The organism is Streptomyces sp. P13-3-3 (genome assembly GCF_050571355.1).
Classification (GTDB): domain Bacteria; phylum Actinomycetota; class Actinomycetes; order Streptomycetales; family Streptomycetaceae; genus Streptomyces; species Streptomyces althioticus.
The window spans coordinates 4,996,860-5,022,472 of sequence record NZ_CP192228.1 but is presented as its reverse complement, the minus strand read 5'-3'; the positions used below and the strand labels follow the sequence as shown (position 1 = coordinate 5,022,472).

Annotated in this window: 22 protein-coding genes and 1 pseudogene; 8 read left to right on the top strand and 15 right to left on the bottom strand. The window is 73.8% G+C overall.

Translation table 11 applies throughout. The annotated features are described in order from the left end of the window. Positions 1-84: 84 nt before the first annotated feature. Complete coding sequence (locus ACQZOG_RS22915) at positions 85-1,329, bottom strand: sensor histidine kinase (RefSeq protein ID WP_033278020.1); 1,245 nt, start codon at positions 1,327-1,329, stop codon at positions 85-87. A gap of 9 nt (positions 1,330-1,338) precedes the next feature. Next, positions 1,339-1,992 carry a response regulator transcription factor gene (locus ACQZOG_RS22910; RefSeq protein WP_003993508.1) on the bottom strand — a complete coding sequence of 218 codons (654 nt, stop codon included), beginning with the start codon at positions 1,990-1,992 and terminating at the stop codon, positions 1,339-1,341. A 440-nt stretch (positions 1,993-2,432) separates the two neighbouring features. Here ACQZOG_RS22910 and ACQZOG_RS22905 point away from each other — a divergent pair, with 440 nt between their 5' ends. Further along, positions 2,433-2,606 (top strand): hypothetical protein, encoded by a 174-nt coding sequence (locus ACQZOG_RS22905; protein WP_167338244.1) that lies wholly within the window; start codon positions 2,433-2,435, stop codon positions 2,604-2,606. 785 nt (positions 2,607-3,391) lie between these two features. Here the strand turns inward: ACQZOG_RS22905 and ACQZOG_RS22900 are convergent. Next, positions 3,392-4,201 carry an inositol monophosphatase family protein gene (locus ACQZOG_RS22900; RefSeq protein WP_037642058.1) on the bottom strand — a complete coding sequence of 270 codons (810 nt, stop codon included), beginning with the start codon at positions 4,199-4,201 and terminating at the stop codon, positions 3,392-3,394. Positions 4,202-4,209: 8 nt separating this feature from the next. Further along, the gene (locus tag ACQZOG_RS22895; protein ID WP_261675749.1) at positions 4,210-5,337 is read right to left on the bottom strand and encodes a ferrochelatase; all 1,128 of its coding nucleotides are present in this window, start codon (positions 5,335-5,337) and stop codon (positions 4,210-4,212) included. 151 nt (positions 5,338-5,488) lie between these two features. Here ACQZOG_RS22895 and ACQZOG_RS22890 point away from each other — a divergent pair, with 151 nt between their 5' ends. The 3 genes from ACQZOG_RS22890 (at position 5,489) to sepH (ending at position 9,519) form a co-directional block, all read left to right on the top strand. Further along, positions 5,489-6,736: an MFS transporter gene (locus tag ACQZOG_RS22890; RefSeq protein WP_359499064.1), complete on the top strand. Its 1,248-nt coding sequence runs from the start codon at positions 5,489-5,491 to the stop codon at positions 6,734-6,736. Next, positions 6,687-8,015, top strand: a complete 1,329-nt coding sequence (locus tag ACQZOG_RS22885) for a D-arabinono-1,4-lactone oxidase (RefSeq protein WP_430741755.1) — start codon at positions 6,687-6,689, stop codon at positions 8,013-8,015. The genes ACQZOG_RS22890 and ACQZOG_RS22885 overlap by 50 nt, the downstream gene beginning before the upstream one ends. A 457-nt stretch (positions 8,016-8,472) precedes the next feature. Next, complete coding sequence (sepH, locus tag ACQZOG_RS22880; RefSeq protein ID WP_033277858.1) at positions 8,473-9,519, top strand: septation protein SepH; 1,047 nt, start codon at positions 8,473-8,475, stop codon at positions 9,517-9,519. Positions 9,520-9,686: 167 nt separating this feature from the next. Here sepH and ACQZOG_RS22875 read toward each other — a convergent pair whose 3' ends face one another. Continuing rightward, the gene (locus ACQZOG_RS22875; protein ID WP_033277880.1) at positions 9,687-10,535 is read right to left on the bottom strand and encodes a sulfurtransferase; all 849 of its coding nucleotides are present in this window, start codon (positions 10,533-10,535) and stop codon (positions 9,687-9,689) included. A 208-nt stretch (positions 10,536-10,743) separates the two neighbouring features. Here ACQZOG_RS22875 and ACQZOG_RS22870 point away from each other — a divergent pair, with 208 nt between their 5' ends. Continuing rightward, the gene (locus tag ACQZOG_RS22870; protein WP_033277881.1) at positions 10,744-11,547 is read left to right on the top strand and encodes a VOC family protein; all 804 of its coding nucleotides are present in this window, start codon (positions 10,744-10,746) and stop codon (positions 11,545-11,547) included. A gap of 216 nt (positions 11,548-11,763) precedes the next feature. Here ACQZOG_RS22870 and ACQZOG_RS22865 read toward each other — a convergent pair whose 3' ends face one another. Beyond that, a complete protein-coding gene (locus ACQZOG_RS22865; RefSeq protein ID WP_399566945.1) occupies positions 11,764-13,191 on the bottom strand; it encodes an MFS transporter in 1,428 nt (475 codons plus the stop codon). Positions 13,192-13,246: 55 nt separating this feature from the next. On the opposite strand from ACQZOG_RS22865, the gene ACQZOG_RS22860 reads away from it, so the two are divergent. Beyond that, a complete protein-coding gene (locus ACQZOG_RS22860) occupies positions 13,247-13,999 on the top strand; it encodes a TetR/AcrR family transcriptional regulator (RefSeq protein ID WP_033277859.1) in 753 nt (250 codons plus the stop codon). A 56-nt stretch (positions 14,000-14,055) separates the two neighbouring features. Beyond that, entirely contained in the window at positions 14,056-16,185 is a 2,130-nt protein-coding gene (locus ACQZOG_RS22855; RefSeq protein WP_203549992.1) for an SDR family NAD(P)-dependent oxidoreductase, read from the top strand. On the opposite strand, the gene ACQZOG_RS22850 is transcribed toward ACQZOG_RS22855, so the two are convergent. Next, positions 16,182-16,583: a winged helix-turn-helix transcriptional regulator gene (locus ACQZOG_RS22850; RefSeq protein WP_051724679.1), complete on the bottom strand. Its 402-nt coding sequence runs from the start codon at positions 16,581-16,583 to the stop codon at positions 16,182-16,184. The genes ACQZOG_RS22855 and ACQZOG_RS22850 overlap by 4 nt on opposite strands. A gap of 150 nt (positions 16,584-16,733) precedes the next feature. On the opposite strand from ACQZOG_RS22850, the gene ACQZOG_RS22845 reads away from it, so the two are divergent. After that, on the top strand, positions 16,734-17,462 hold the full coding sequence (locus ACQZOG_RS22845; RefSeq protein WP_399605559.1) for an alpha/beta fold hydrolase: 729 nt from the start codon (positions 16,734-16,736) through the stop codon (positions 17,460-17,462). Here the strand turns inward: ACQZOG_RS22845 and ACQZOG_RS22840 are convergent. The 8 genes and pseudogenes from ACQZOG_RS22840 to ACQZOG_RS22805 all read right to left on the bottom strand — a co-directional run bounded on the left by ACQZOG_RS22840 (position 17,459) and on the right by ACQZOG_RS22805 (position 25,613). Next, positions 17,459-18,652: a vWA domain-containing protein gene (locus ACQZOG_RS22840; protein ID WP_058917099.1), complete on the bottom strand. Its 1,194-nt coding sequence runs from the start codon at positions 18,650-18,652 to the stop codon at positions 17,459-17,461. The two genes, ACQZOG_RS22845 and ACQZOG_RS22840, sit on opposite strands and share 4 nt — an antisense overlap. Positions 18,653-18,663: 11 nt before the next feature. Continuing rightward, entirely contained in the window at positions 18,664-19,857 is a 1,194-nt protein-coding gene (locus ACQZOG_RS22835) for an AAA family ATPase (protein WP_307794189.1), read from the bottom strand. An 87-nt stretch (positions 19,858-19,944) separates the two neighbouring features. Further along, the gene (locus ACQZOG_RS22830; protein ID WP_037642040.1) at positions 19,945-21,702 is read right to left on the bottom strand and encodes an ankyrin repeat domain-containing protein; all 1,758 of its coding nucleotides are present in this window, start codon (positions 21,700-21,702) and stop codon (positions 19,945-19,947) included. Continuing rightward, on the bottom strand, positions 21,699-22,835 hold the full coding sequence (locus ACQZOG_RS22825; RefSeq protein WP_037644169.1) for a gala protein: 1,137 nt from the start codon (positions 22,833-22,835) through the stop codon (positions 21,699-21,701). The genes ACQZOG_RS22830 and ACQZOG_RS22825 overlap by 4 nt, the downstream gene beginning before the upstream one ends. 108 nt (positions 22,836-22,943) lie before the next feature. Further along, positions 22,944-23,016: pseudogene (locus ACQZOG_RS22820) on the bottom strand. Between the two features lie 86 nt (positions 23,017-23,102). Continuing rightward, complete coding sequence (locus tag ACQZOG_RS22815) at positions 23,103-23,753, bottom strand: thymidine kinase (protein ID WP_191882256.1); 651 nt, start codon at positions 23,751-23,753, stop codon at positions 23,103-23,105. Positions 23,754-23,799: 46 nt separating this feature from the next. Continuing rightward, complete coding sequence (locus ACQZOG_RS22810) at positions 23,800-25,029, bottom strand: alkaline phosphatase family protein (protein ID WP_203549994.1); 1,230 nt, start codon at positions 25,027-25,029, stop codon at positions 23,800-23,802. Continuing rightward, the gene (locus ACQZOG_RS22805) at positions 25,029-25,613 is read right to left on the bottom strand and encodes a DUF5998 family protein (protein WP_033277863.1); all 585 of its coding nucleotides are present in this window, start codon (positions 25,611-25,613) and stop codon (positions 25,029-25,031) included. The genes ACQZOG_RS22810 and ACQZOG_RS22805 overlap by 1 nt, the downstream gene beginning before the upstream one ends.

Here is a 25,613-nt window from a genome sequence, read left to right as displayed (position 1 = left end):
GTGATCGATCACACATGAATTCGATTGCGGGGGTGCTCGGGAATTCCGCCCAAAGCGAACACGGATCGAGGGCGGGGCATGATGTCAGATCGGAAGGGTGACACGCATCACGAGTCCTCCGCCCTCCCTCGGCTGCGCGTAGATGTGCCCGCCGTGCGCCCGGGCGACCGACCGCACGATGGACAGCCCCAGTCCCACACCCTTGTCGCTGCCCGTCCGCTCGGTGCGCAGCCTGCGGAACGGCTCGAAGAGGTTTTCGACCTCGTACGCGGGGACGACCGGGCCGGTGTTGGACACCACGAGGACCGCCTGGCCGTGCTGGACGTCCGTGGTGACCTCCACCCAGCCGTCCTCCGGGACGTTGTACCGCACGGCGTTTTGCACCAGGTTCAGGGCGATCCGCTCCAGCAGGACACCGTTGCCCTTGACGACGGCGGGGCGGCGCGTGCCGCGGATCGTCACGTGCCGGGACTCCGCCTCGGAGGCGACCTGGTCGATGGCCTGGCCCGCCACCTCCGCGAGGTCGACGGGGCCCCGCTCCACGATCTGGTTGTCGCTGCGGGCGAGCAGCAGCAGACCCTCCACGAGCTGCTCGCTGCGCTCGTTGGTGGCCAGCAGCGTCTTGCCGAGCTGCTGGAGCTCCACCGGGGCGTTCGGGTCGGAGAGGTGCACCTCGAGCAGTGTGCGGTTGATCGCCAGCGGGGTGCGCAGCTCGTGCGAGGCGTTCCCCACGAAGCGCTGCTGGGCGGTGAACGCGCGCTGGAGCCGCTCCAGCATGTCGTCGAAGGTGTCGGCCAGCTCCTTCAGCTCGTCGTCCGGGCCGTCCAGCTCGATCCGGCGGGACAGGTCCGAGCCCGCCACCGCGCGGGCGGTGCGGGTGATGCGGCCCAGCGGCGACAGCACCCGCCCGGCCATCGCGTAGCCGAAGGCGAACGCGATCACGGCGAGGCCGAGCAGGGCCAGCAGGGAGCGGCTGAGCAGGTTGTCCAGGGCGACCTGGCGCTGGTCGTCGATGCACTCGCTGATCGCGTTGTTGAACTCGGTCAGCGAGAGGTTGCCGTCGGCGATGCCCGGACAGTCGTTGCTGGAGACCTTCAGGCCGTCGAAGTCGACGATCTTGAACAGCGGCTGGCTGCCGGTGCGCAGGGCCTGCGCGGCGAGCAGGTAGATGATCGACAGCAGCAGGATGCCGGCGATCAGGAACATGCCGCCGTACAGCAGCGTGAGCCGTATCCGGATGGTGGGGCGCAGCCACGGCATCGGCGTGGGCGACCGGGGGTCCCAGGTGGGCTTGGGGGGCGCGGTGGGGGGCGCGGGGGTGGCAGCCATGGTCGGTGATCAGATCCGGTATCCGGAGCCGGGCACGGTCACGATGACCGGCGGCTCGCCCAGCTTGCGGCGCAGGGTCATGACGGTCACACGGACCACGTTGGTGAACGGGTCCGTGTTCTCGTCCCAGGCCTTCTCCAGCAGCTGCTCCGCGGAGACCACGGCGCCCTCGCTGCGCATGAGGACCTCCAGCACGGCGAACTCCTTCGGCGCGAGCTGGACCTCCTTGCCGTCGCGGAAGACCTCGCGGCGGTTGGGGTCCAGCTTGATCCCGGCCCGCTCCAGGACGGGCGGCAGGGGCACGCTGGTCCGCCGGCCGAGCGCCCGCACGCGGGCGATGAGCTCGCTGAAGGCGAACGGCTTGGGCAGGTAGTCGTCGGCGCCGATCTCGAGGCCCTCGACGCGGTCGCTGACGTCGCCGGACGCCGTGAGCATGAGCACGCGCGTGGGCATGCCGAGCTCGACGATCTTGCGGCAGACGTCGTCGCCGTGGACGAGGGGGAGGTCGCGGTCGAGGACGACCACGTCGTAGTCGTTGACGCCGATGCGCTCCAGGGCGGCCGCACCGTCGTACACGACGTCGACGGCCATGGCCTCCCGGCGCAGTCCGGTGGCCACCGCATCGGCGAGCAGCTGCTCGTCCTCGACGACGAGTACGCGCACGTCGCTTGTCCTTCCTCATGACCCGCCCGGCGGGCCGCGAGGGCGCGCACGCGGGCAGGGGTACGGGTGGGTGCTGTTGCCTCCATCCTGCCCTTTTCGGCCGTAAGTCGGCTGTAAGGCGGCCGGGGCAGGGGGTGGCCGGCGGCCCCGCGACCGGGGAACGTGCGGACGAACGGGGCGGGAATACGAGAATTTCTCGCGAGGTTAGGTTTCCGCGGGAGGGAGCTTGGGGAGGACGGGTTTACATCCCGCGATCACGCTCTGCTTGTACCGCACCACCATGCGGTACACACGGTCCGCTTCCGCAGAGCGGGCGTGGATGTCCGGTACCGTCGCCGCCCGGCCGAGCGGCGCCGGGCATCCGCCACGGACGTGATCATCCCTTCCGACGGCACACCCCCGTGCCACCGACCCACCGACCCAGGACGAGGGGGCGCAGCATGGACGCTTTCACCGCAGGACTTCTGCAGCGCATAAAGGCGACCGAGTCCGACCTGTCGCGGGCCCGCGACGAGGGCGACGACTTCCTCGTCGAAGTGGAGCAGGGCGAACTCGACGACCTGCGCCGCCTCGCGGCCGAACACGGCGTGGAAGTCGGCGCCCACAGCGTCTGACCGACGCAGCAAGCGCCCACGGGCCCCGGTGGATCCCTCCACCGGGGCCCTCCGTCGTTTCCGGGGGCACACCCACGACAGGGTGCGGCGCGGCCGGCCCGAGGGCGTCGGGCCCTGACGGGCGAGCCGCCTGTCACCGGGCCGGCGCCTCGCCCTTGTGGACGCCGCGCGAGGCTCGGCGAGCCGCGACCCGAGCGCCGTCGACCCACGACTGGCGCAAGGGCGCCACATCGGCGGCGTCGTTCCCGCCGCCACCGGCCGGCACCCACCATCCGCTGCCGCCCGGCCCGCGGGCGCTTAGCCGCATCGGCCAGGGCCGACCGACATCACGGCGGACCCGGTCCGGCGGAGGAATCGCCCCCCCCCGCGGGCGCACGCGTCGGTCCAATCGACGCCACCATCTGCTGTCACCCGGCCCTGCAGGCCACCGCCTCGTCCACCGAGGCCATCGGAACTCACCGCAGAAAGGGTCCGGCCGACCCGGGAGCCAGCCTCCGCAGCCGCACGCGTCGGTCCCAACGACGCCACCGTCCGCTGTCACCCGACCCAGGCCACCGCCTCGTCCGCCGAGACCGACGGGACTCACCGCAGGAACGGTCCGCCGACCCGGAAGCCGGCCGCCGCAGACACCCCCGGCCAGCCGCGTCGGTCCGCCCGGCCACGGGCCGGCGCCTTGTCGGCCAGGCGACCGCACCTCAGCAGACACGGTCCGGGCAGCCGGCGTTCGGGCGGGCCGCCGCCGGGGTCGTGGCCCGGGTGGGACAGTCGGCGGCGGTAGCCGCCTCCTACGCTCCGAACTCCTCCAGCAGCCCCAGCAGCGGCTTCAGGACGCCCGGGGACGCCGCCACCGTGAGGTCGGACGACGGAGGGCTGTCCAGGTGGCGGCCGGTCGTCAGGGCGCCGGACTCGCGGGCTATCAGGGCGCCCGCCGCCACGTCCCACGGGTGGAGGCCGCGCTCGTAGTAGCCGTCCAGGCGGCCCGCCGCCACGTCGCACAGGTCGATCGCCGCCGAGCCGCCCCGGCGGATGTCCCGCACCAGCGGGATCAGCCGGCGGGCGACCTCGGCCTGCTGTTCGCGGACGTCGGCAACGTAGTTGAAGCCGGTGGAGACCAGTGCCTGGTCCAGCGGCGGCGACGGCCGGCAGGCCAGGCGCCGCTCGCCCTCCCACGCGCCCGTGGCCCACGCCCCGCCGCCCAGCACCGCGTGGTACTCCTCGCCGCGCATCGGGGCGAACACCGCGCCGGCCACGGCGACGCCGTCCTGCTCGGCCGCCACGGAGACGGCCCAGGTGGGCAGGCCGTACAGGTAGTTCACCGTGCCGTCGAGCGGGTCGACGACCCAGCGGATCCCGCTGCTGCCGGCCGTGGAGGCGCCCTCCTCGCCGAGGACGCCGTCCTCCGGGCGGCGCTCGGCGATCAGCCCGGTGATCAGCTTCTCCGCCGCGAGGTCCATCTCGGTGACCACGTCGACCGAGCTGGACTTGGTGGCGGCGACCGCGAGGTCGGCCGGGCGGCCGTCGCGCAGCAGCTCACCCGCGCGGCGGGCGGCCTCCCGGGCCAGTTCCAGCAGTTCCGCGTGCAGGGGGTCGGTCACGGGGCTCCTCAGGCGTAGGGGCTGTCGGCGCCCGCGGCGGCGGGACGCGGGGCGCGGGCCGGGCAGCAGCCCACCGGACACAGGTCGTGGCTGGGGCCGAGCGCGCCGAGGGCGCATCGGGTGACGTCCCGCCCGCTCTCGGCCGCGGCGCGCTCCACCACCAGCTCGCGGACTGCGGCGGCGAACCGCGGGTCGTCGCCGACGGTCGCCGAGCGGCGCACCGGAAGACCCAGCTCCTCCGCCTTCGCGGTGGCCTCGGTGTCGAGGTCGTACAGGACCTCCATGTGGTCCGAGACGAAGCCGATGGGGGCCATGACGACCGCCGGGACGCCGGCCGCCTTGCGCTCCTCCAGGTGGTCGCAGATGTCGGGCTCCAGCCACGGGATGTGCGGGGCGCCGGAGCGGGACTGGTAGACGAGTTGCCAGGGGTGGTCGACACCCGTGCGCTCGCGGACGGCGTCGGCGATCAGCCGGGCCACGTCCAGGTGCTGCGCGACATACGCGCCGCCGTCGCCGTGCGCCTCGACGGGGCCGGAGGTGTCCGCGGCGGCGGTGGGGATGGAGTGGGTGCAGAAGGCGATGTGCGCGCCGTCCCGGACGTCGTCGGGGAGGTCGGCGAGCGACCGGATCACCCCGTCGACCATGGGCTCGACGAAGCCGGGGTGGTTGAAGTAGTGCCGCAGCTTGTCGATCTTCGGCAGCTCCAGCCCTTCCTTCTCCAGGGTGGCGAGCGCGTCGGCGAGGTTCTCGCGGTACTGCCGGCAGCCGGAGTAGGAGGCGTAGGCGCTGGTGGCGAGTACCAGGATGCGGCGGCGGCCGTCGCGGACCATGTCCCGGAGGGTGTCGGTGAGGTAGGGCGCCCAGTTGCGGTTGCCCCAGTGGACCGGCAGGTCCAGGCCGTGCTCGGCGAAGTCCTTGCGCAGGGCGTCCAGCAGGGCGCGGTTCTGGTCGTTGATGGGGCTGACCCCGCCGAACTGGAAGTAGTGCTGCCCGACTTCCTTGAGGCGTTCCTTGGGGATGCCCCGCCCGCGCGTCACGTTCTCCAGGAACGGGACGACGTCGTCCGGGCCTTCCGGGCCGCCGAAGGAGAGCAGGAGCAGGGCGTCGTAGGGACTGGGATCGAGCACGTCAGACATGTCTCGATCCTCCCACCCGGCACCGACAACGAGGACAGGGGCCGGGGGTGTCGCGGGAAGAAGGTGCCGTACATCACCGGCGCCCGCGGGTGATGACGCCGGTAATCTGTATCGACTGCGATAGCACCTTACTGATCTTCCGGAGAATCCCGTGCCCAGCCCCTATCGCGCCCTGTTCGCCGCCCCCGGCAGCAAGGCCTTCTCCGCCGCGGGGTTCCTCGGCCGGATGCCGCTGTCCATGATGGGCATCGGCGTGGTCACGATGATCTCCCAGGTCACCGGCCGGTACGGACTGGCGGGCGCCCTCTCGGCGACCATCGCGCTGTCCGCCGCGCTGGCGGGCCCTCAGGTGTCACGGCTGGTGGACCGGTACGGGCAGCGCCGGGTGCTGCGCCCGGCCAGCGCGGTCTCGCTCACCGCCGGAACGGTTCTCCTCCTCGCGGTCCGTCTCTCGTGGCCCGAGTGGGTGCTGTTCGCCGCCTGCGTGGGGATCGGCTGCGTGCCGAGCCTCGGCGCGATGGTCCGGGCCCGCTGGGCGGCGCTCTACCGCGGCACCCCGAGTCTGCACACCGCCTACTCGTTCGAGTCGGTGATCGACGAGGTCTGCTTCATCATCGGCCCGATCGTCTCCATCGGCCTGTCCACGGCGTGGTTCCCTGAGGCCGGCCCGCTGCTGGCGGGCTGCTTCCTGGCGGCGGGCGTCTTCTGGCTGACCTCGCAGCGCGCCACCGAGCCGGAGCCGCACCCGCGTCGGAACGGGGGAGGCGGCTCGGCGCTGCGGTCGCGGGGTCTGCAGGTGCTGGTGGCGACCTTCGTGGCGACGGGCACGATCTTCGGCGCGATCGACGTGGTCACGGTCGCCTTCGCCGAGGAGGAGGGACACAAGGCCGCGGCCAGCGTGGTCCTCGCCGCGTGCGCCCTGGGCTCCTGCGTCGCCGGTCTGGTGTTCGGAGTGCTGCACTTCGCGGGGGCGCCCGAACGCCGGTGGCTGCTCGGCGTTTGCACCATGGCCGTGAGTATGATCCCACTCCTACTGGTCGGGAACTTGCCGTTTCTGGCCGTGGCGCTGTTCGTTGCGGGTCTGTCCATCGCTCCCACGATGATCACGACCATGTCCCTCATCGAAGAGCACGTACCTCGCGCGCAGCTCACCGAGGGCATGACCTGGGTGAGCACCGGGCTCGCGGTCGGCATCGCCCTCGGCTCCTCCGCCGGCGGCTGGGTGATCGACGCGGCCGGGGCGCGCGCCGGGTACGGGGTTCCGGCGGCCGCCGGTGCCGTCGCGGTCGCGGTCGGTTTCCTCGGGTACCGCCGGCTCAAGCGGCCGGCGCCGGGTCGGGGAGGCTTCGTTGGTCAGCACGACGAGCACGACGAGCGCGAGGAACGGCACGTGGCGTAACTGGGGAGGCACCGTCTCCGTCCGGCCGGCCCGGGAGGTCACGCCCGCCTCGGTCGACGAGCTGGCCGACGCCGTGCGCCGGGCCGCCGAGGACGGCCTGCCGGTGAAGGCGGTGGGGACCGGACACTCCTTCACCTCCATAGCCGCGACCGAGGGCCTGCTGGTCCGCCCTCAGCTCCTGACGGGGATCCGGAACATCGACCGCGAGGCGGGCACCGTCACCGTCGAGGCGGGCACCCCGCTGAAGCGGCTCAACGCCGCCCTCGCGCGCGAGGGCCTGTCGCTGACCAACATGGGCGACATCATGGAGCAGACGGTCTCCGGCGCCACCAGCACCGGCACCCACGGCACCGGCCGCGAGTCCGCCTCCATCGCCGCCCAGATCAAGGGCCTCGAACTGGTCACCGCCGACGGCTCGGTGCTCACCTGCTCCGAGAAGGAGAACCCGGACGTCTTCGCCGCCGCACGGATCGGCCTCGGCGCCCTGGGCATCGTCACCGCCATCACCTTCGCCGTGGAGCCGCTCTTCCTGCTCACCGCGCGCGAGGAGCCCATGACGTTCGACCGGGTGTGCGCCGAGTTCGACGCGCTGCACGCGGAGAACGAGCACTTCGAGTTCTACTGGTTCCCGCACACCGGCAACACCAACACCAAGCGCAACAACCGCAGTGCGGGCCCGGAGCGCCCCGTGCCGCCGCTGCGCGGCTGGTTCGAGGACGAGTTCCTCTCCAACGGGGTGTTCCAGGTCGTCAACTGGGTGGGCCGCGCCGCTCCGGTGACGATCCCGGCCATCGCGCAGGTCTCCAGCCGGGCGCTGTCCTCGCGGACGTACACCGACATCCCCTACAAGGTGTTCACCTCCCCGCGCCGGGTGCGCTTCGTGGAGATGGAGTACGCCGTGCCGCGCGAGGCGCTCGTGGACACGCTGCGGGAGCTGAAAACGATGGTGGAGAAGTCCCCGCTGCGGGTGAGCTTCCCGGTCGAGGTGCGCACCGCGCCGGCCGACGACATCACCCTGTCCACGGCGTCCGGCCGGGAGAGCGCCTACGTGGCGGTCCACATGTTCAAGGGGACGCCGTACCAGCGGTACTTCACCGCCGCCGAGCGCATCTTCACCGCGCACGAGGGACGACCCCATTGGGGGAAGATCCACACGCGTGACACCGAGTACCTCTCACGGGTGTATCCGCGTTTCGGCGAGTTCGTCGAGCTCCGGGACCGGCTGGACCCGGAACGGCGGTTCCGCAACGACTACTTGCGGCGGGTACTGGGCGCGTAGTCCTGGGCGCGCGGTGCGAACCGGGCGCCCGCCCCGGCCCCGCAGACATTGCCTCCGTTTCTGACGATTGCGTGAAGTTCCCCACAAGTCCCCCACGTCCAGGGGTGGATGAGTGGGGCAACGGCGGCCAAGTCCCACCTCTTGCGTGAACTCGCACGGCGTGCCAATCCACGCACGTGGCCCAAATGGAGTACTGTTGCGAGCCCTGGGTCCGGACTCCCGTCAGGGTGCCCGGGTCCTCGGAGGACCGCCGGGAGGGGGCTAGTTGCACAGGGTGACGCATTTGGTCACTTAGCGTTGCGAATAGGTAACCGTGCCATAACGGCGATCCAGGGCCCGCGCCCGACACGCCGGGCAACTCGGCAAGGTTGTGGCAGGCTGCACCCGGGCAGGCCACACTCGACTAGCGGAAGCAGCGACGCACGTGACGTCGGCAGGCACCACCCGGGAGGTCCCCATGCCCGAACTGCGTGTCGTGGCCGTCTCGAATGACGGCACACGGCTGGTGCTGAAGGCTGCGGACAGCACGGAGTACACGCTTCCGATCGACGAACGGCTCCGCGCCGCCGTGCGCGGCGACCGTCCCCGCCTCGGCCAGATCGAGATCGAGGTGGAGAGCCACCTCCGCCCCCGCGACATCCAGGCGCGTATAAGAGCCGGTGCGACCGCGGAAGAGGTCGCACAGATGGCCGGCATCCCCGTGGACCGCGTCCGCCGCTTCGAGGGCCCCGTCCTCGCCGAGCGTGCCTTCATGGCCGAGCGCGCCCGCAAGACCCCCGTCCGCCGCCCCGGGGAGAACTCCGGTCCCCCGCTGGGCGAGGCCGTGCAGGAGCGGCTGTTGCTGCGCGGCGCGGAGAAGGACACCGTGCAGTGGGACTCCTGGCGCCGCGACGACGGCACCTGGGAGGTCCTCCTGGTCTACCGGGTCGCGGGCGAGCCGCACTCGGCGATCTGGACGTACGACCCGCCCCGGCGGCTCGTCCAGGCCGTCGACGACGAGGCACGCTCGCTGATCGGCGAGTCCGACGACCTCGCCGCGCCCGAGCCCAGCTTCCCGTTCGTGCCACGCATCGCCCGGCTGCCGCGGGACCGCCCGCTGGACCGTCCCGCCGACCGCGAGCGGCCCAGCCTGCCCGCGCAGGCGTCCGAGCCGGCCGAGGAGTCCACGGCGGCCACCGCCTCCGGCGAGCGCGACTCACTGACCAGCCTGCTGGAGGCCGTGCCGAGCTTCCGCGGCGACCTGGTGGTGCCCGAACGCACCGAACCGGCCGCCGAGGAACCGGAGTCCGAGCCGGAGGCGGAAGAACCGCCGGCGCCGGCCGCGTCCGCGGGCTCCGCGTACGCGGACGTGCTGATGCCCCGTTCGGTGGGCGGCCACCGGGACCGCCTCGTCGGCTCGACCGACCGCCAGGCCGAGGCGGACGGCGTCCGCCCCGGCCGCCGCGCGGCGGTCCCGAGCTGGGACGAGATCGTGTTCGGGACACGGCGCAAGAAACAGGAGTAGGCCGGCTTGCCGGCCCATAACCCGTCATAGGGGGCGCCCCCTGCACCTCCCCGGGAGCAGGTCACCCCCTTGTCGGCCCTGACGGGCCTTGTCCTCAAACGCCGGACGGGCTGATTCAGCCCCTCCGGCGTTTGAGGAGCGGGGTCCGGGGCGGAGCCCCGGGTGGGTTACTGCGGCTCCGGTCCCACCGCCACCGGTCGCTCCGGGTCCGAGGACCACTCCGACCAGGAACCGACGTACAGAGCCGCCGGGACACCGGCGACCTCCAACGCCAGCACCTCGTGCGCCGCCGACACGCCCGAGCCGCAGTACACCCCCACCGGGACGTCCCGCGTCGCACCCAGCTCGCCGAAGCGGGCGCGCAGTTCCGCGGCGGGCCGGAAACGGCCGTCCGCGTCCACGTTGTCGGACGTCGGCGCGGACAGCGCGCCCGGGATGTGACCGCCGACGCGGTCGATCGGCTCCACCTCGCCCCGGTACCGCTCCCCCGCACGGGCGTCCAGCAGCACCCCCGACCGCGCCAGCGTCGCCGCGCCGTCCGCGTCCAGCACGGCGCCCTCCGCCGGCTTCGGCACGAAGTCGCCCGCGGCAGGCGTCGGCGCCTCCGTCTCCAACGGGCCGTCCCAGGCGGGCAGTCCGCCGTCCAGGACCCGTACGTCCGGGTGGCCGGTCCACCGCAGCAGCCACCAGGCGCGGGCCGCGGCCCACCCGATGCCGCCGTCGTAGGCGACCACGGGCGTCCCGGCGGACACCCCGGCCCGCCGCATCGCCGCGCCGAACACGTCGAGGTCCGGCAGCGGGTGGCGGCCGCGCGGTCCCGGTGCGGACGCCAGTTCGCGGTCCAGGTCGACGAAGACGGCGCCGGGGATGTGACCGGACGCGTACTCGGCGCGACCGTCGAACGGCTGACCGCTCGGGGCGGCCGTGCTGAGCTGCCAGCGGACGTCGAGCAGGACCGGAGGACGCTCCGACCGCAGCGCGTCCGCGAGTTCGGATGCGGAGATGATGGCGTTCATGGTCACCATCCTCGCGCACGGGGTGGCCGACTCGTCCCGGTCCGGCTACTCTGCTCGGCCGGGCACATCCGGTCACCGGTCGTACGGGATCGGGCACATACGGTGTCGGTCGCGGTGCGGGAACGATCCGCCGGGCCGGACACGGGACGGCCCCTTGCAGGGGCGAGCGGACACGGCCGACGTACGGGCGGCCGAGAAGAGAGTGACGATGACCGACGCACGGGGGAACGCCCGCCCGAACGGCGACGGGTCCGCCCGGAACACGCCCGGCACACCCTGCTGGGTGAGTCTGATGGCGCGCGGACTCGACGCGACCGAGCAGTTCTACGGCGCGCTGTTCGGCTGGGAGTTCCGGCCCGGCCCGCGGCCGCTGGGCCCGTACGTGCGCGCCGTGCTCGACGGGCACGCGGTGGCCGGGATCGGGGTGCTGCCCGCGGACCGGCGGCTGCCCGTGGCGTGGACGCCGTACTTCGCCTCGGACGACGTGGCTCTGACGGCCGAGGCGGTGCGTTCCTGCGGCGGGACCGTGGGTGTGGGCCCGCTGGACGCCGACGAGGCGGGGCGGCTGGCGCTCGCCTCGGACCCGAGCGGCGCGGTCTTCGGCATCTGGCAGGCGGCCGACGGCGCCGCCGCGGGCGTCACCGGCCGGCCCGGCACCCCGGCGTGGAACGAACTGACCACCTTCGAGACCACGAACGTGGCCAAGTTCTACGAGACCGTGTTCGGTTACGACGAGGACGCGGTCGTTTCCGCCGACCTGGACTACGTGACGCTGCGCCTGGACGGCCGCCCGGTGACCGGCGTCCACGGCCTCGGCAACGCGCTGCCGCGCGACCGGGGACCGTACTGGACGACGTACTTCACGGTGGCGGACACCGACGACGCGGTGGACCAGGTGCTGCATCTGGGCGGCCAGGTGCTCGGCGGCCCCCGGGACACCGAGCACGGCCGGGTCGCCACGGTGGCCGACCCGGAGGGGGCGCGGTTCGCGCTGGTGCGGAAGACGGGGTGACGCCTCCCGGCGAGGCGCCTCCCGGCAGGGCGACTCTCTGCGGGGTGTCTCCCGGCAGGCCGACTCCCAGCGGAGCGACTCCCAACGGGGCGACTCCCGGCAGGCCGACTCCCAGCGGGACGACTCCCAACGGGGCGACTCCCGGCAGTGCGACTCCCGGCGAGGCGTCTCTCAGCGGGGCGACTCCCGGCGGGGCGACTCCCAGCGGGGCGTCTCTCAGCGGGACGCCGCGAACCGGGCGTCGAGCCGGTAGCGGGACTGGACCGCCAGGGCCGCCGCCATGAGGAGGGCGGGCAGGAGTGTGAAGCCGAGCAGGATGGCCGTGTGCGCGCCGCCCGTCTGGGTGACCTCCTCGCCGGCCCGCGCGGCCGCGTAGCCGCCGAGGGCGAGGGCCGCCGAGTAGAGGTAGGGGCCGGCCGCGGCGCCCGTCGCCTCCGTCGCGGTCCACACCCCGGTGTAGGCGCCGGTGCGTCCGGTCTCGTCGCCGTCGGCGGCGCGGACCGTGTCGGGGACCATCGAGAACGGGAAGAGCTGGAGCCCCGCGAAGCACACGCCGAGCACGAGCGTGCACAGCACGGGGACGAGGAGACCGGCCGCCGTGCCCGCCGCCAGGCCGAGCGCCCCGGCGACGAAGAAGCCCTGGCACAGCAGCAGGCAGCGCTGCTTGCCCCAGCTCCGGGAGAGACGGAACCACAGCGGCGTGGTGAGCAGGGCGGGCGCGACGAACGCGGCCATGAGGACGGTGGTGAAGCCGGGGCGGCCCAGTTCGTGCCGGGCGTAGTACGGCAGTCCGGCGAGGACCAGGTGGGTCGTGGTGGACACCAGGAGGTAGCAGGAGACCAGTACGCGGAAGGGGTGGTTGGCGCGCAGGACGTCCCGTACCTGGGCGAGGGCGGGGCCGTGCCGGTCGCCTGCCTTCCCCGCTGCGGGGCCGGGCGCGGGCAGCAGGTCGCGGACGCCGCCGACGCCGACGTACTGGAAGACCACGGTGAAGGCGCCGAGGGCGAGGGCCATGACGACGTACCGGCCGACCGAGTCGCCCTCCCCCGCGAGCAGCGGGGCCAGCGCGCCGCCGACGAGGATGCCGACGGTGAGGACCACCATCCGGAAGGACAGCACCCGGGTCCGGCCGTGGTAACCGATCTCCATGTCGGTGGGGGTGGCGAGATAGGGCACCTGGTACGCGGCGAACAGGGCGTTGGCGACGACGAACCAGGCGGCGACCCACAGCGCGGCGGCCCACGGCCGGTCGGCCACCGGACCGGGGACGGCGAACAGCGCGACGAACGCGGGGGCGAGGGCGCAGCCCGCCGTCAGCAGCCGCAGTCTGTTCCCGCGCCGGGCCCGTTCCCGGTCGGAGAGGGAGCCGACGAACGGGTGCAGGACGATGTCCGCGGCCTTCGGGACGAGCAGCGCCAGACCGGCCAGCCAGGGGGTGACCCCGAGGGTGTCGGTGAGGAAGTACAGGAGCAGCAGGCCGGGGACGGTGACGTAGACGCCCATGCCGGCCGAGCCGAGCGCGTAGCGCACGAGCGCGGGGCGGGGCACCTCCGCGCCGTCCCCGGGGTCGGTCGCCAGGTCCGTCCGTGCGGCGCGGGCTCCGTCGTCGGGGAGAGGGGCTTCGGATCCTGTGGCGGCGTTCATGAATCCCTCAGGTGTTGGATTGCGAGGTCTGCGGATCCTAGCCAGACTGTGCCGGATGAGGAAGAGCAGCGAGACACCCTCCGACGCGCGGCCCGCCCGGCGCGGACCGGGCCGGCCCCGCCGGGCGGAGCGGGACGGGCCGTCCACCCGCGAACTGATCCTGCGGGAGGCGACGGAACTGTTCGCCGCGCGCGGCCCCGAGGGGACCTCGCTGCGCGACATCGCGGCGCGGGTCGGCATCGACGTGTCGAGCCTGCACCACCACTTCCCCGCGAAGGAGGAGCTGTACGACGCCTGCTTCGAACGGGTGCACGGGGCGGAGCGGGAGGCGCTGGCCCCGCTGGTGGCCGGCCTCCGGGAGGCCGCGACGGCCGGCGGGGAGCCGCTGGCGGCCGCGCTGCGGGCGCTCGCCGACGGTTTCGTGGACTTCCTGGAGGAGCATCCGCACACCACGTTCCTGTGGCTGCGCCGCTGGCTGGACCCGGCGCGCGGCACGGGTCTCGACCGGGCGTACGCGCTGCCGCTGTACGGCGAGGTGGAGCGGGCGCTGCTGGAGGCGGCGCAGGCGGGGACGGTGCGGGAGACGACGCCGCACGTCACGGTGCGCAGCCTGGTGTGGGCGGCGCACGGCCATGTCACCGCGCTGGCCGCCGCCTCCCCCGCCGACCGGGAGCGGGAGCGTTACGAGTTCCGGCTGTGGGTGCGCCGCTTCCTCGACGCCCTGTACGGGCCGGGGCGGACTCAGGCGCCGTCGGGGTCTGGTGCCGGTGACGGGACTGACGTAATAATCCATCGCACGTTGGAATAACTCCACGGAGCGGCCGCACGGGGTGGCCGCGCGGCTCGGGGAAGGGCGCGGACGCGATGGGCGCAGGGCGGGGCACGGCGGGACCGGGACGGGTGGCCGTCGTCGGCGGCGGCATAGCGGGGATCGCGGCCGTGAAGGCGCTGCTCCAGGCGGGCGTCGAGGTGCTCGGCGTCGAACGCGCGGAGGAGCTGGGCGGGTTGTGGCGCCTGGCGGCGGACACGGCCGCGTACGAGGGGCTGCGGCTCAACACGTCGAAGCCGCGCACCGAGTTCGCCGACCACCCGATGCCGAAGGAGTGGCCGGACTACCCGACGCGCGCCCAGCTCCTCGCCTACGTGCGGGACTACGCCGAACGCTTCGACGTCCCCCGGCACTTCCGCACCGCCACAGAACTGACCGCGGCCCGGCGCACCGAGGACGGCTGGCGGCTCGAACTGACCGGCCCCGACGGCGCGTACGAGGAGACGGTTACGCATCTCGTGGTGGCCAACGGCCACAACCACACCCCGCGCGTGCCCGAACCGCCGTACCCCGGCACGTTCGAGGGAACCACCTCGCACGCGCACGCCTACCGCGAGCCGTCCGAGTTCGCCGGACGGCGGGTCCTGGTCGTCGGCACGGGCAACTCGGCGATGGACATCGCGACCGAGCTGGCCGGGCAGGCGGACGAGGTGCTGATCTCCGCCCGGCGCGGGGTGTGGGTGCTGCCGAAGACGCTGTTCGACCGCCCGACCGACCAGTGGAACGGCGCCCTGGCGGCCGTCCTGCCGTGGCGGCTGCGCCAGCGGATCTCCCAGACGATGCTGCGGCTGGCCGCCCGGGGCACCGAGGGCCCGGCACTTCCGCCGTCCCCCGAGGGCGTGCTCCAGGACCACCCGACGCTGAGCGACACGGTCCCCGCTCTGGTGCGCGAGGGGAAGATCGGCGTACGGGCGGGCATCGAGCGGTTCGAGGGGCGCCGGGTGCGCTTCACGGACGGGCGGGAGGACGAGGTCGACCATGTGCTGTGGTGCACCGGGTACCGGGCGACGGTGCCGTTCCTCGACCCCGCGCTGGTGCCGGACCCGGCCCGGCTGCCGCTGTACCGGCACGTGTTGCCGCTGGACGACGACGCCCTGTCCTTCGTGGGGCTGATGCAGTCGACCGGGTCGGCGCTGCCGGTGGTGGAGGCGCAGAGCCGGCTGCTCGCCGCATACGTGACCGGGCGGCTGCGCAGGCCGCCGCGGGACCGGATGCTGGCGTCGGTCACCGCCGAACTGCACGCGGCGCGGGAGCGCTGGGGCGACAGGCGACCGCACATGCGGATCGACGTGGACCAGTACCTGCGCCAGGTGGCGCGGGACCTGGAGGGCGTGCGGAGGGCGACGCCGCTCGCCGGGCGGCGGGTGATCGTGACGGGCGCGGCGGGGACGTTCGGGCGGGCGCTGGGTGAGCGCTTCACCGAACTCGGCGCCCGGGTCGTCGGGTTGGACCTGCACGCCGACGCGTCGGCGCCGGTGCCGGTGGTGGGCTGCGACCTGACCGACCCCGAGTCGGTGACGAAGGGCGTCGAGGAGGCCGTACGGCTGCTCGGCGGCGGCGTGGACGTGCTGGTGAACAACGCGGGCCGGGGCGGGCCGGCGCCGGCGGAGCTGCGGCCGTCGCCGGAGGTCCACGCCCAGCTCGGTCTCAACCTGCTGGGGGCGTGGGACGTGACCGGTGCGGCCCTCCCCCACCTCGAACGGGCGCGCGGCCGGGTGGTGTTCATCGCCTCACGGATGGCGGTCCTGCCGCTGCCGCTGGCCGCCGCGTACGGGGTGTCCAAGCGGGCCCTCGCCGCGTACGCGGACACGCTGCGGCTGGAGGTCGGCACGCACGTGGGCGTGACGACCGTCTACCCGAGCATGGTGCGCAGCCCGATCCACGACAGCACGCGGGAGGCGGGCCTCTCCCTGGACGGGGTGTCGCGGCCGGAGCCTCTGGAGGGCGTGGTGTCGGCGGTGGTCGCCGCGGTGACCGCGCGCCGCGCCCCGCGCGACGTGGCGACGACCCGGCGCGGCCGGGCGGAGATGACCCTGGCCCGCCACGCCCCGTCCCTGGCCGACCGCATCGTGCGCCGCACGGTCGCGGCACGGGTGACGGCGGGCGCCTTCGCGAAGGCTCCGCTGGCGGAGGGGTTGCGGCGGCGGTACGGGCGGGCGGACTAGGAGGGTGTCGGCGGGGCCGTCTCCGCCCGTGAGTCGTACGCCTCCCGCGCCGCGTGGATGCCGTCCAGGTTGCTGAGGGACCACTCCAGCAACGGCGCGGTGGCTTCGCGCAGGGTCATGCCCATGGGTGTGAGCGCGTAACTGACGTGCGGCGGCATGACGTTGTGGACGGTGCGGGTGAGGATGCCGTCGCGTTCCAGGCCGCGCAGGGTGACGGTGAGCATGCGCTGGCTGATGCCGGTGGTCGCGCGCTTGAGTTCGGTGAAGCGGCGCGGGCCCTGGCTGAGGTTGCGGACGACGAGCAGGGACCACTTGTCGCCGACGATGCCGAGGACGTCGCTGGTGCGGCACGGGTCCTGCCGGTGCGGCATCGGCGAGGGGCCGTCGGCTGCGGTCATGGTTACCTCCAGGGAACCGGGTCACCGGAATGTGCCTTATTGCCCCAGGTCGGGCGGGTGCACCACGATGAAGAGGCGGTTCCTGAAGCGTACCGAGGCACGGAAGGGAACCGCCTCCCCTCCCATGCCCCCTCCCCGGAAGGCTCCCCTGTGTCGACTTATCTTCTTGTCCATGGCGCGTGGCACGACGCCCGGTGCTGGGACCGGACGGCCCCGCTGCTGGAGGCCGCCGGCCACCGCGTGCTGCGCCCCTCGCTGACCGGCTACGGCGACAAGGCGCACCTGCTCGGCCCCGAGGTGGGCCTGGACACCCATGTCGAGGACGTCGTCCGGCTGATCAAGGACGAGGACCTGACCGACGTGATCCTGGTCGGCCACAGCTACGCGGGCCTGGTGATCTCGTCGGCGGCGAACGAGGTCCCGGAGCGCGTCGCGCACCTGGTGTACCTGGACGCGATGGTGCCGGAGCACGGCGAGACCGCGCTCGACGCGCAGCCGGTGACCCAGCACCTGATCGACGCCGCCGCGTCCACGGACACCCCGTGGCGCATCCCGCCGCTGCCGGAACTTCCGCCGCCCTTCGGCCTGTTCGGCGTGACCGATCCGGCGGACCAGGAGTGGCTGCGCGGCATGCTCTCCGACCACCCGGTGCTGTGCCTGCGCCAGCCGGCCCACCTGGACAACCCTGCCCTGCGTGACGTCCCGCGCACACACATCCACTGCGTCGGCGCGGCTCCGGAGGGCATCGTGCGCCGCCCGGTGCCGCCGTTCCAGCCCAACGGGACGCCGTCGCGGGTACGGGAACTGCCCACCGGGCACGACTGCATGATCACGATGCCGGCAGAACTGAGCGAACTGCTGCTGGACGTGGCCGGTTAGACCTGGGCGGCCGGGACGCGCACCGTTTCCACCCAGTGCGGCGGCTCGGGCGCGCCGTCGCCTATCAGGGCCGCGATCAGACGGCAGGACGGCGTTTCGGCGGGCCAGGGGGTGAACCCGTCGGTCAGGACGATCACGACCGACGGGCGTTCGGGGGACGCGAGCGCGGCGTCGATGCCGGCGCGCATGTCCGTGCCTCCCCCGCCGCCGAGCGTGACCTGCTCGGTCGACGTCACCCGGGACACGGCGTGCACGTCGGCGTCGCAGGCGAGGACGGTGACACGGTTGCCGCGGACGCCGACCTCGCGCAGGACACCCGTGATCTCCCCCAGTGCCGCCGCGAGTTCGCCGTCGCCCATCGAGCCCGAGGTGTCGACGACGACGGCCACCCGGGGCAGCGGACGGCGCAGGCTCGGCAGGACCACACCGCGCAGTGCCGGGGTGCGGCGCGAGGGGCGGCGGTAGGTGTAGTCGACGGCGCCGCCCGCCCAGGCGGCGGCCTCCCGTACCGCGCCGGTCAGGGCCTGCCGCCAGTCGACCGTGGGTTCCAGGACCTGCTCGGCCCAGCGCTGCCAGCCGCCCGGCAGGGTGCCGCGGGAGCGCAGGTGGGCGCGCATCGCCTCGGCTGTGTGCCGGCGCAGCGCCTGCGCCTCGGCCTCGCCGACCCCGTCGGGGCCGCCGGCCTGCGGGAGTTCCCACGGCGCGGGGGTGCCGTGGGCGCCCGAGCCGCAGTCGTGTTCCCGGACGTGCGGGGGCAGCGCCGGCAGGTACTGCTCGAACAGCTGGCCGTCGGGCAGACCGTAGAGGCGGGGTTCGACGCGTCCGGCGGGCAGGCGCAGGCCGTCGGCGAGGATGTCGTCGTTGATCTCGCAGTCCTGGGCGACGTTGACGCGGTAGCGGTCGCGCTGGTCGGCGGCGGGGAGCCGTCCGGCGCGGCCGTGGTGGTCGCGCAGCAGATGGGCCACCTCGTGGATCCACACGCCCGCGAGCTCCTCGACGGGCGTCGCGTCGACGAACGCGGGCGACACGTAGCAGCGCCAGTGCCGGTCCACGCCCATCGTCGGCACCGCGTCGCTCTCCACGATGCCGAGGGCGTACAGCGCCGATGCCAGATAGGGGCGGTCCTGCGCCGCGCGGTAGCGGGCGGCGAGGAGTCTGGTGCGGTCCAGGCCGCCGCGGGGGTCCGTCATGCCCGCCCGTCTCAACGGCCGCCGGGCAGCGCCCCGGACAGCCGCAGCAGGTCCAGGAACGCGTCGATGCCGGGCGGTACGGGCCAGTCCAGCCGGCGCATCGCCGCGAGGTCGGTGGCGGCACGGGCGGCCACGTCCGGCACGCCCGCGTCCACCGCCTTGGCCAGCACCACCCAGGCGGCCTCCCAGCGGGGCCGCGTGAGATCGCTCTGCACGGCGGCGACGACCGCGATGAGGAAGGCCAGCTGCCGGTCGCCGCGGTCGGGCAGGGCGAACGCGTCGGGGTCGGCGAGGACCCGCTCGGGGTCGGGCAGGTCCAGGTGCTCCAGGTACGCCAGCAGCTCGATGCCCGCGCCGTCGCCCACCGCCCCGGTGAGCGCTGCGGCCGTCGCCTCACGGCCCGCGCCGGTCGCGTACGCCGTCGCCAGCAGCCGCAGCGCCATCTCCCAGGTGCGCGGCGACGGCCAGGAGCGGCCCCGTGCCTCGGCGTCCCCGGGGAGCTGGTGGACCAGGCCGGGGCGGGCGGTGAGGAAACCGGAGACGGCGCCGCGTGCCCGCGCCACCGCGCCCGGCGCCTTGGCGGGGTCGACGACGGGGACCGTCGCCTCCGGCCAGGTTCCGGCCATGCCGCGCGCCACCGTGGCCGGGTCGTGGGTCCAGTGGAGGTGGACGAAGCGGTTGGCGAGCGGCGGGCTGAGGTGCCAGCCGTCCGCGGCGCTCGACGGCGGGTTGGCGGCGGCGACGATCCGTACCGCGTCGGGCAGGACCAGGCTACCGACCCGGCGTTCCAGCACCACCCGCAGCAGCGCCGCCTGCACCGCCGGGGGCGCGGAGGACAACTCGTCGAAGAACAGCAGGCCGTGCCCGGCGTCCCGGAGCCGGACCGCCCAGTCGGGCGGGGCCATGGGCACGCCGGTCGCGGCCGGGTCCTCGCCGACGATCGGCAGCCCGGCGAAGTCCGAGGGCTCGTGGACGCTCGCGATGACCGTCTCCAGCGGGAGGCCGAGTCCGGCCGCGAGCTGTTCCAGTCCGGCCGACTTGCCGATGCCGGGCTCGCCCCAGAGGAGGACGGGCTGGTTGGCCGTCACCGCCAGGGCCAGGGCCTCCAGTTGGGAGCTGGTGGCGGGTTCGGTGCGGCGCGCGCGCAGCCGGGAGACGAGGGCGTCGGCGGCGGCCAGCGGGTCGGGGGCGGGGGTGGTGGTCACGGCTGGGTTCCTCGGTTCCTCGCTGTGCCGGGCGGGCTCACGCCGGATGGGTACGGGTGCGGGTCGGTGGCCGTCGCGCCGGGCGCGTCAGTCGTCGTCCTCGTCGTCGCGAGACAGATGGTCGTCCCACCAGTCGGCGCCGACGTCCGGATGCTCCTCCCGCACGCGCTTCTCCAGGAAGGCCAGGTCGGAGCGGCGGTAACGGCGGACGACGTGCGCCAGCGACAGCTCCATGTGGTCCTCGACGTCGATCCGGGCGCCCGCGTCGAGCAGCGCGTCCACGAGAGCCTTGGAGCCTCCCTGGGCGACCGCCGTGAACAGCGGGGTGCGGGCCTGCGCGTCCCGCGCTTCCAGGTCGAGCCCCGCCGCGAGCAGCCGGGGCAGCAGCGGCTCGTGGTCGACGAGGTTGAGGATGTGCAGCAGCGAGCGTCCGGCGGCGTCCCGGACGCGGCAGTCCACACCCATGTCGAGAAGCTGGAGCACGCCGTCGGTGTCGCCGTGCTGCGCGCGGAGGAACAGGTCGCCGCGCTGGGCGCGGAGCGCCTTCGGCAGCCGGCCGTCGCCCGACGCCCAGGTCTGCTCCACGGCGAAGCATCCGGCGACGGCGCCGCCGAACGCGCGCAGGGCCCGCTCGCGCTGCTGTTCCTCGTCGCTGTGCGGCATACGGAGCAGGACGCCCGGCCGGAAGCCGACCTCGTGCCACTCGCCCCGGCAGCGCACCCGGACGGGCGGAGGAACCTCGGGGCCCGGGGGCCCGCCGATTCCGCCGTCGGGGCGGACGCCGGGGAACAGGGCCTCGCCGACCAGCGGATGCAGGTGTTCCGGCTCGATCCCGCCCACCCGGAGCAGATCGAGGTCGGGGAGCCTGCGCCAGAGCGCCTCGGGAAGGAAGGGGAGGTCCCGCACCTCCTTGCTGTCCACGACCCTCAGCGTGAGACCGGTGGCCGTCGGTTTCAGCAGAAGACGCGTGCGCCAGTCGGCGGGGAGCAGGAAACGGTCGCCGAGGCCCTCGTCCCGCAGCCGGCCGGCCTCCCGCGCCAGGCGGGTGTGGTCGAACGCGAGGCGGTCGACGAGCGCCGTCGCATCGCTCCGGTACCAGCTGGGGACGGTGCCCGGCACCGTCAGGTCGGCGTCGATCCCGGCGGCGGCGAAAGCCTCCTGGGTCTCCCCCTTCTCGTGCAGCAGCGTCACCCACTCGGCCCGTGCGGCCGGGTCGCCGTCACCGGGGTCCGAGGAGGGCAGCGCGTCCGGGGCGAGCAGTCCGCCCTCCGTGTCGAAGAAGGGGAGCCGGCCACGACCACCCGCGTGCTCGCGCAGGTCGGCGGTGTGCCGCGCGTCCCACAGGTGCCGGGCGTACCGCCAGTCCTCGGCCGTGCTGCCGAAGACACCGACCGGCCCCTCGTCGAGGAGCGTGCCGAAGCTCAGGGTGACCCGCTGAGGCCCTTGCCGCATCGCGGGCGTGGTGAGGTGCAGGTACGGCGTGGCGCGCGGGCCTTCGTTCGCTCCGACCGGCCGGTACCGGGCGAGGATCACGGTGCGGTCGGTGTCCAGGGTGGTCCAGCCGTCGAGAATCCGGGGCAGATGCCAGCGCACCAGGTCGGGGACCAGGTGCCGCAGATCGTCCTCCAGCGCGGCGGCGACGTCCTGGCCGCAGTGCTCGGCGATCTCCGCCAGGTCGATGTCGACGTCGAACCGGGCCGCCGCGCAGGCGCCCCTCCAGTCACCCGCGAGACGGCGTTCCGTCGCGCGCCCGATCATGGTGCGGGGTACGGCGTACCGGCGGATCCGGCGCCAGCTCGACGCCGTCGCCGGTGAGAAGCACGCGGGTGCGGTGCGGCGGCTCACCGGTAGACGCTCCCTATCGCGCGCAGGTCGGGGTGGGCGGCGGTCATGGGCCGCAGACGCCGGGTGAAGGAGCGCTTCACCTTGCGGGGCAGCCCGGGGCCCAGTCCGACGTACTCGAGCGGGGAGTCGTCCGGGACGGCCGCCAGGAGGAACTTGGCGCCGCGTCCGGTGAGGCCGGTGTGGCGCAGCTCCAGCCGGCGCAGGGGGCTCCCGGGGAGCGCGGACGCCAGGGCGTGCGCGCCGTCGTCGCCGGTGGCGTTGGCGGGTGCGCCGAGGCTGCGTTCCGACATGGGCCGTCCGAGGTCGAGCGTCTCGATGCCGCCGAGGGCGTCGGCGAGGGCGCGCGCTCCGGCGGGCCCTATGCCGTTGCCGCCCAGGCCGAGCCGTACGGGGTGTGCGGAGTCGGCGGCGGCCGCCGCGAGCACGGCGGCGCCCCGGTCGCCGAGGTGGTTGGCGGGCAGGTACAGCTCGCGCACGCCTGCGTCCCGGATGAGCGCCGCGAGCAGTCCGGCGGTGTCGGCGGTCAGACCGTTCGCGCCGAGGAAGAGGCGTTCCACCGGGTGCGGGCGGCTGGTGAGGGCGTCGAGGAGGAGGCGCAGACGCGCCGATGTGACGCCGGTGTTGACGAGGTCGAGGGTGCGCAGGGCCGTGTTGCGGCGGAGCATCGCGGCGACGGCCGTGACGCCGTCGTCGCCGACGGGGTTGCGCTTGAGCCAGAGGGCGCGGACGGTGTCGTCGGCGGAGAGCGCGTCGGTGAGGGCGGTGACGCCGTCGGGGCCGATGCGGTTGCAGCCGAGGTAGAGGGTGCGGAGACCGTGGCCGTCCGCGAGGGCCCGGGCGACCGCCGACGCCCCTTCGTCACCTATGGCGTTGGTGCCGAGCAGGACGTGCCGGGCGTGCGGGGAGCCTGCCACGGCGGGCATCAGCCGGGCGGCGCCCGCCGGTCCGATTCCCTGCTTGCACAGGTCGACACGGCCGTCCGTGCGGAGGGTGCCGAGCGGGAAGGTCTCGTCGTCCTCGACGGCCTGGTCCGAGCCGAGCCTCGCCAGCAGCGGGTCCAGGCCCTCGGGATCGGCGGCCGGGACGTCCGGGTGCTCGATCGCCGGGCAGCGCACGGGGGTCGGCTGCGTCATCACCACTCCACCGGTCCGTCGCCGGTGTCCGGTCCGCCGGGGGCGGCACGGCCCCCGCCCGCCCGGGACGGACCGACGTCTGTCGACGTTTCTCCACGACTAGGGCGGCAAGACCGGTCGGATTCGAACCGACGTCCTCCAGCTTGATGCGTGGGCGCGACGACCTCTGCGCTACGGCCTTGCCAGTCGACGATCATAGTCGAACCAGCCACAGAATTCGATCACTTGTACGGGAAAAGCCGCTGCCCTGCGGCCCGTGCGGCGCCCTCAGCCCGACGACACCGGCAGCACGTCCGGCGCCAGCGCCGCCGCCCTCGCCGTCGCCGCCGTCATCCGGCGGCGGTGGTGGCGCCGGCACAGCACCTCGTAGCCGATCTCGTCCGTGGAGCCGGTCACGTCACCGACGACGACCTGGGCGCCCTCGACGACCATGACCCCGCCGACCGTGCGGGCGTTGTGCGTGGCGCGGGCGCCGCACCAGCACAGGGCCTCGACCTGGAGCACCTCGACGCGGTCGGCGAGTTCGACCAGGCGCTGGGAGCCGGGGAACAGCTTGGAGCGGAAGTCGGTGGTGATGCCGAAGGCGTAGACGTCGAGGTCCAGGTCGTCCACCACGCGGGCGAGCTGGTCGATCTGCCCGGGGTCGAGGAACTGCGCCTCGTCGGCGATCACGTAGTCCGCGCGCCGGCCCTGCGACAGGTGGTCGACGAGGTGGGCGTACAGGTCGGCGCCGTCCTCCACCTCCACCGCGTCCGTGACCAGGCCCAGGCGGGAGGAGAGCTTGCCCTCGCCGGCCCGGTCGTTACGGGTGAAGATCATGCCGACCAGGCCGCGTGCCGACCGGTTGTGCTCGATCTGCAGAGCGAGGGTCGACTTCCCGCAGTCCATCGTTCCGCAGAAGAACACCAGCTCGGACATCAGGGGTCGGCAACCTTTCGGCAGGGGTCAGGGACGGCGGAGCGCGTCAGGAGCGTACTTCGAGCAGCGGGACCAGCTGCTCGGCAGGGGTCATGGAACCGTGGTTGCCGACCATCGCCGACTCCCTGGGCTCCCGCTCCGAGGCGATGAGCAGGACGTCGTCCCTGGCGGCGGCGATCACGTCGCCGATCCGGTGGTACACCCGGTCGTCGACCTCCGGCCCGAACCAGCCCGCGGCGATCGCCTCGTCGCGGGAGGCGACCCAGAACTGCTCGCCGAGCACCTCGCGCCAGCACGCCAGCACGTCGCCCGCGGCGCCCGGCACCGCGTACACGTGGCGGGCCCGGCCCTCGCCGCCGAGCAGGGCGACGCCCGCCTTCAGCTCCCAGTCCTCGTCGAAGTCGATGCGGTGCGTCTCGTCGAAGGGGATGTCGACCATGCCGTGGTCGGCGGTGACGTAGAGGGCGCTGCGCGGCGGGAGTTGCTCGGCGAGGCGCTGCACCAGGCGGTCCACGTACATCAACTGGCCGCGCCAGGTGTCGGAGTCGACGCCGAAGCGGTGGCCGGCGCCGTCGACCTCGGCGTAGTACGTGTAGACCAGCGAGCGGTCTCCGGCGGCCAGTTGCTCGGCGGCGGTGTCCATGCGGTCCTCGCCGGACAGCCGCCCCTGGAAGGTGCCGCCGCTCAGCGCGACCTTGGTCAACGGGGTGTTGGCGAAGGTCGGGGAGGACACCTGCGCGGCGTGCACGCCCGCGCGGTGCGCCAGCTCGAACACCGTCGGGTACGGCTGCCAGGCGCCCGGCGGGGTCCAGGGCTGCCAGCGCAGCTGGTTCATCAGCTCGCCGGTGTCCGGGTCGCGCACGGTGTAGCCGGGCAGGCCGTGGGCGCCCGGGGGCAGGCCGGTGCCGACGGAGGCGAGGGAGGTCGCGGTGGTCGCCGGGTAGCCGGCGGTGATCGGGCGTCCGGTGCCGCCGCGCGAGGCGGACAGCAGGGACGTCAGGAACGGCGCCTCCTCCGGGTGGGCCTTGAGCTGCTCCCAGCCGAGGCCGTCGATGAGGAAGACGCAGTTGCGGTCGGCGGGGGTGAGCTCGCCGATGCCCGCGGTCATGCCGGGGACGCCGAGGCCGGCGGCGAGGGTGGGCAGCAGGTCGGCCAGGGAGCCGGTGCCGTAGGCCGGGACGGGCGCGGAGCCGACGGGGAGGGGCTCCGGGTGGGTGTCCCAGACGTCGGGCGCCAGGTGTCCCCGGTCGTGGGCGGCGGGCGGAGGGTGAGCCATCAGCGCAGGTCCGCGGTCGCCTCGGACAGGGCCTGGGCGAAGGTGAGCGCCTGGCGCACGGTCTCCGGGCCGTCGCCGGCCTCGCTGACGCGCAGGCTCAGGTCGTCGGCCGTCGAGCTGCCCGTGTAGCCGTGGTCGGCCTCGCAGTCGGGGTCGCCGCAGGCGGCCGGCTCCAGGTCGATGCGGGAGACCGCGCCCCAGCCGATGGTGAGCACGATCTCGCGCGGCAGCGTGCCCGGCTTGTACGACTCCGGGTTGGCGACCACGCGGCTGACCACGATCGACGAGATCCGGCCGAGCTTGACCGACTCGGTGGACGTGGTGGCGTAGGGGGCCGGGGACGTGCTGTCCGCGGCCTGCTCGTCGGTGTGGCTGACGATGAAGCGGTTGGCGGTGAGGACGAGCACGGTCACGTGCCGCCGCACCTCGTTCTGGTCGAACGTCGTCTCCTGGTGGACCAGATACGACCGGACGGGCTCGCCGCCCACGGCGGCCTCCACCGCCTCGGCCACGAGGGCCGGGTAGTAGCCGCTGCGCTCGATCGCCGCCCGCAGCCCCTGGGTCGTCGTACTGGTCTTGGCCAT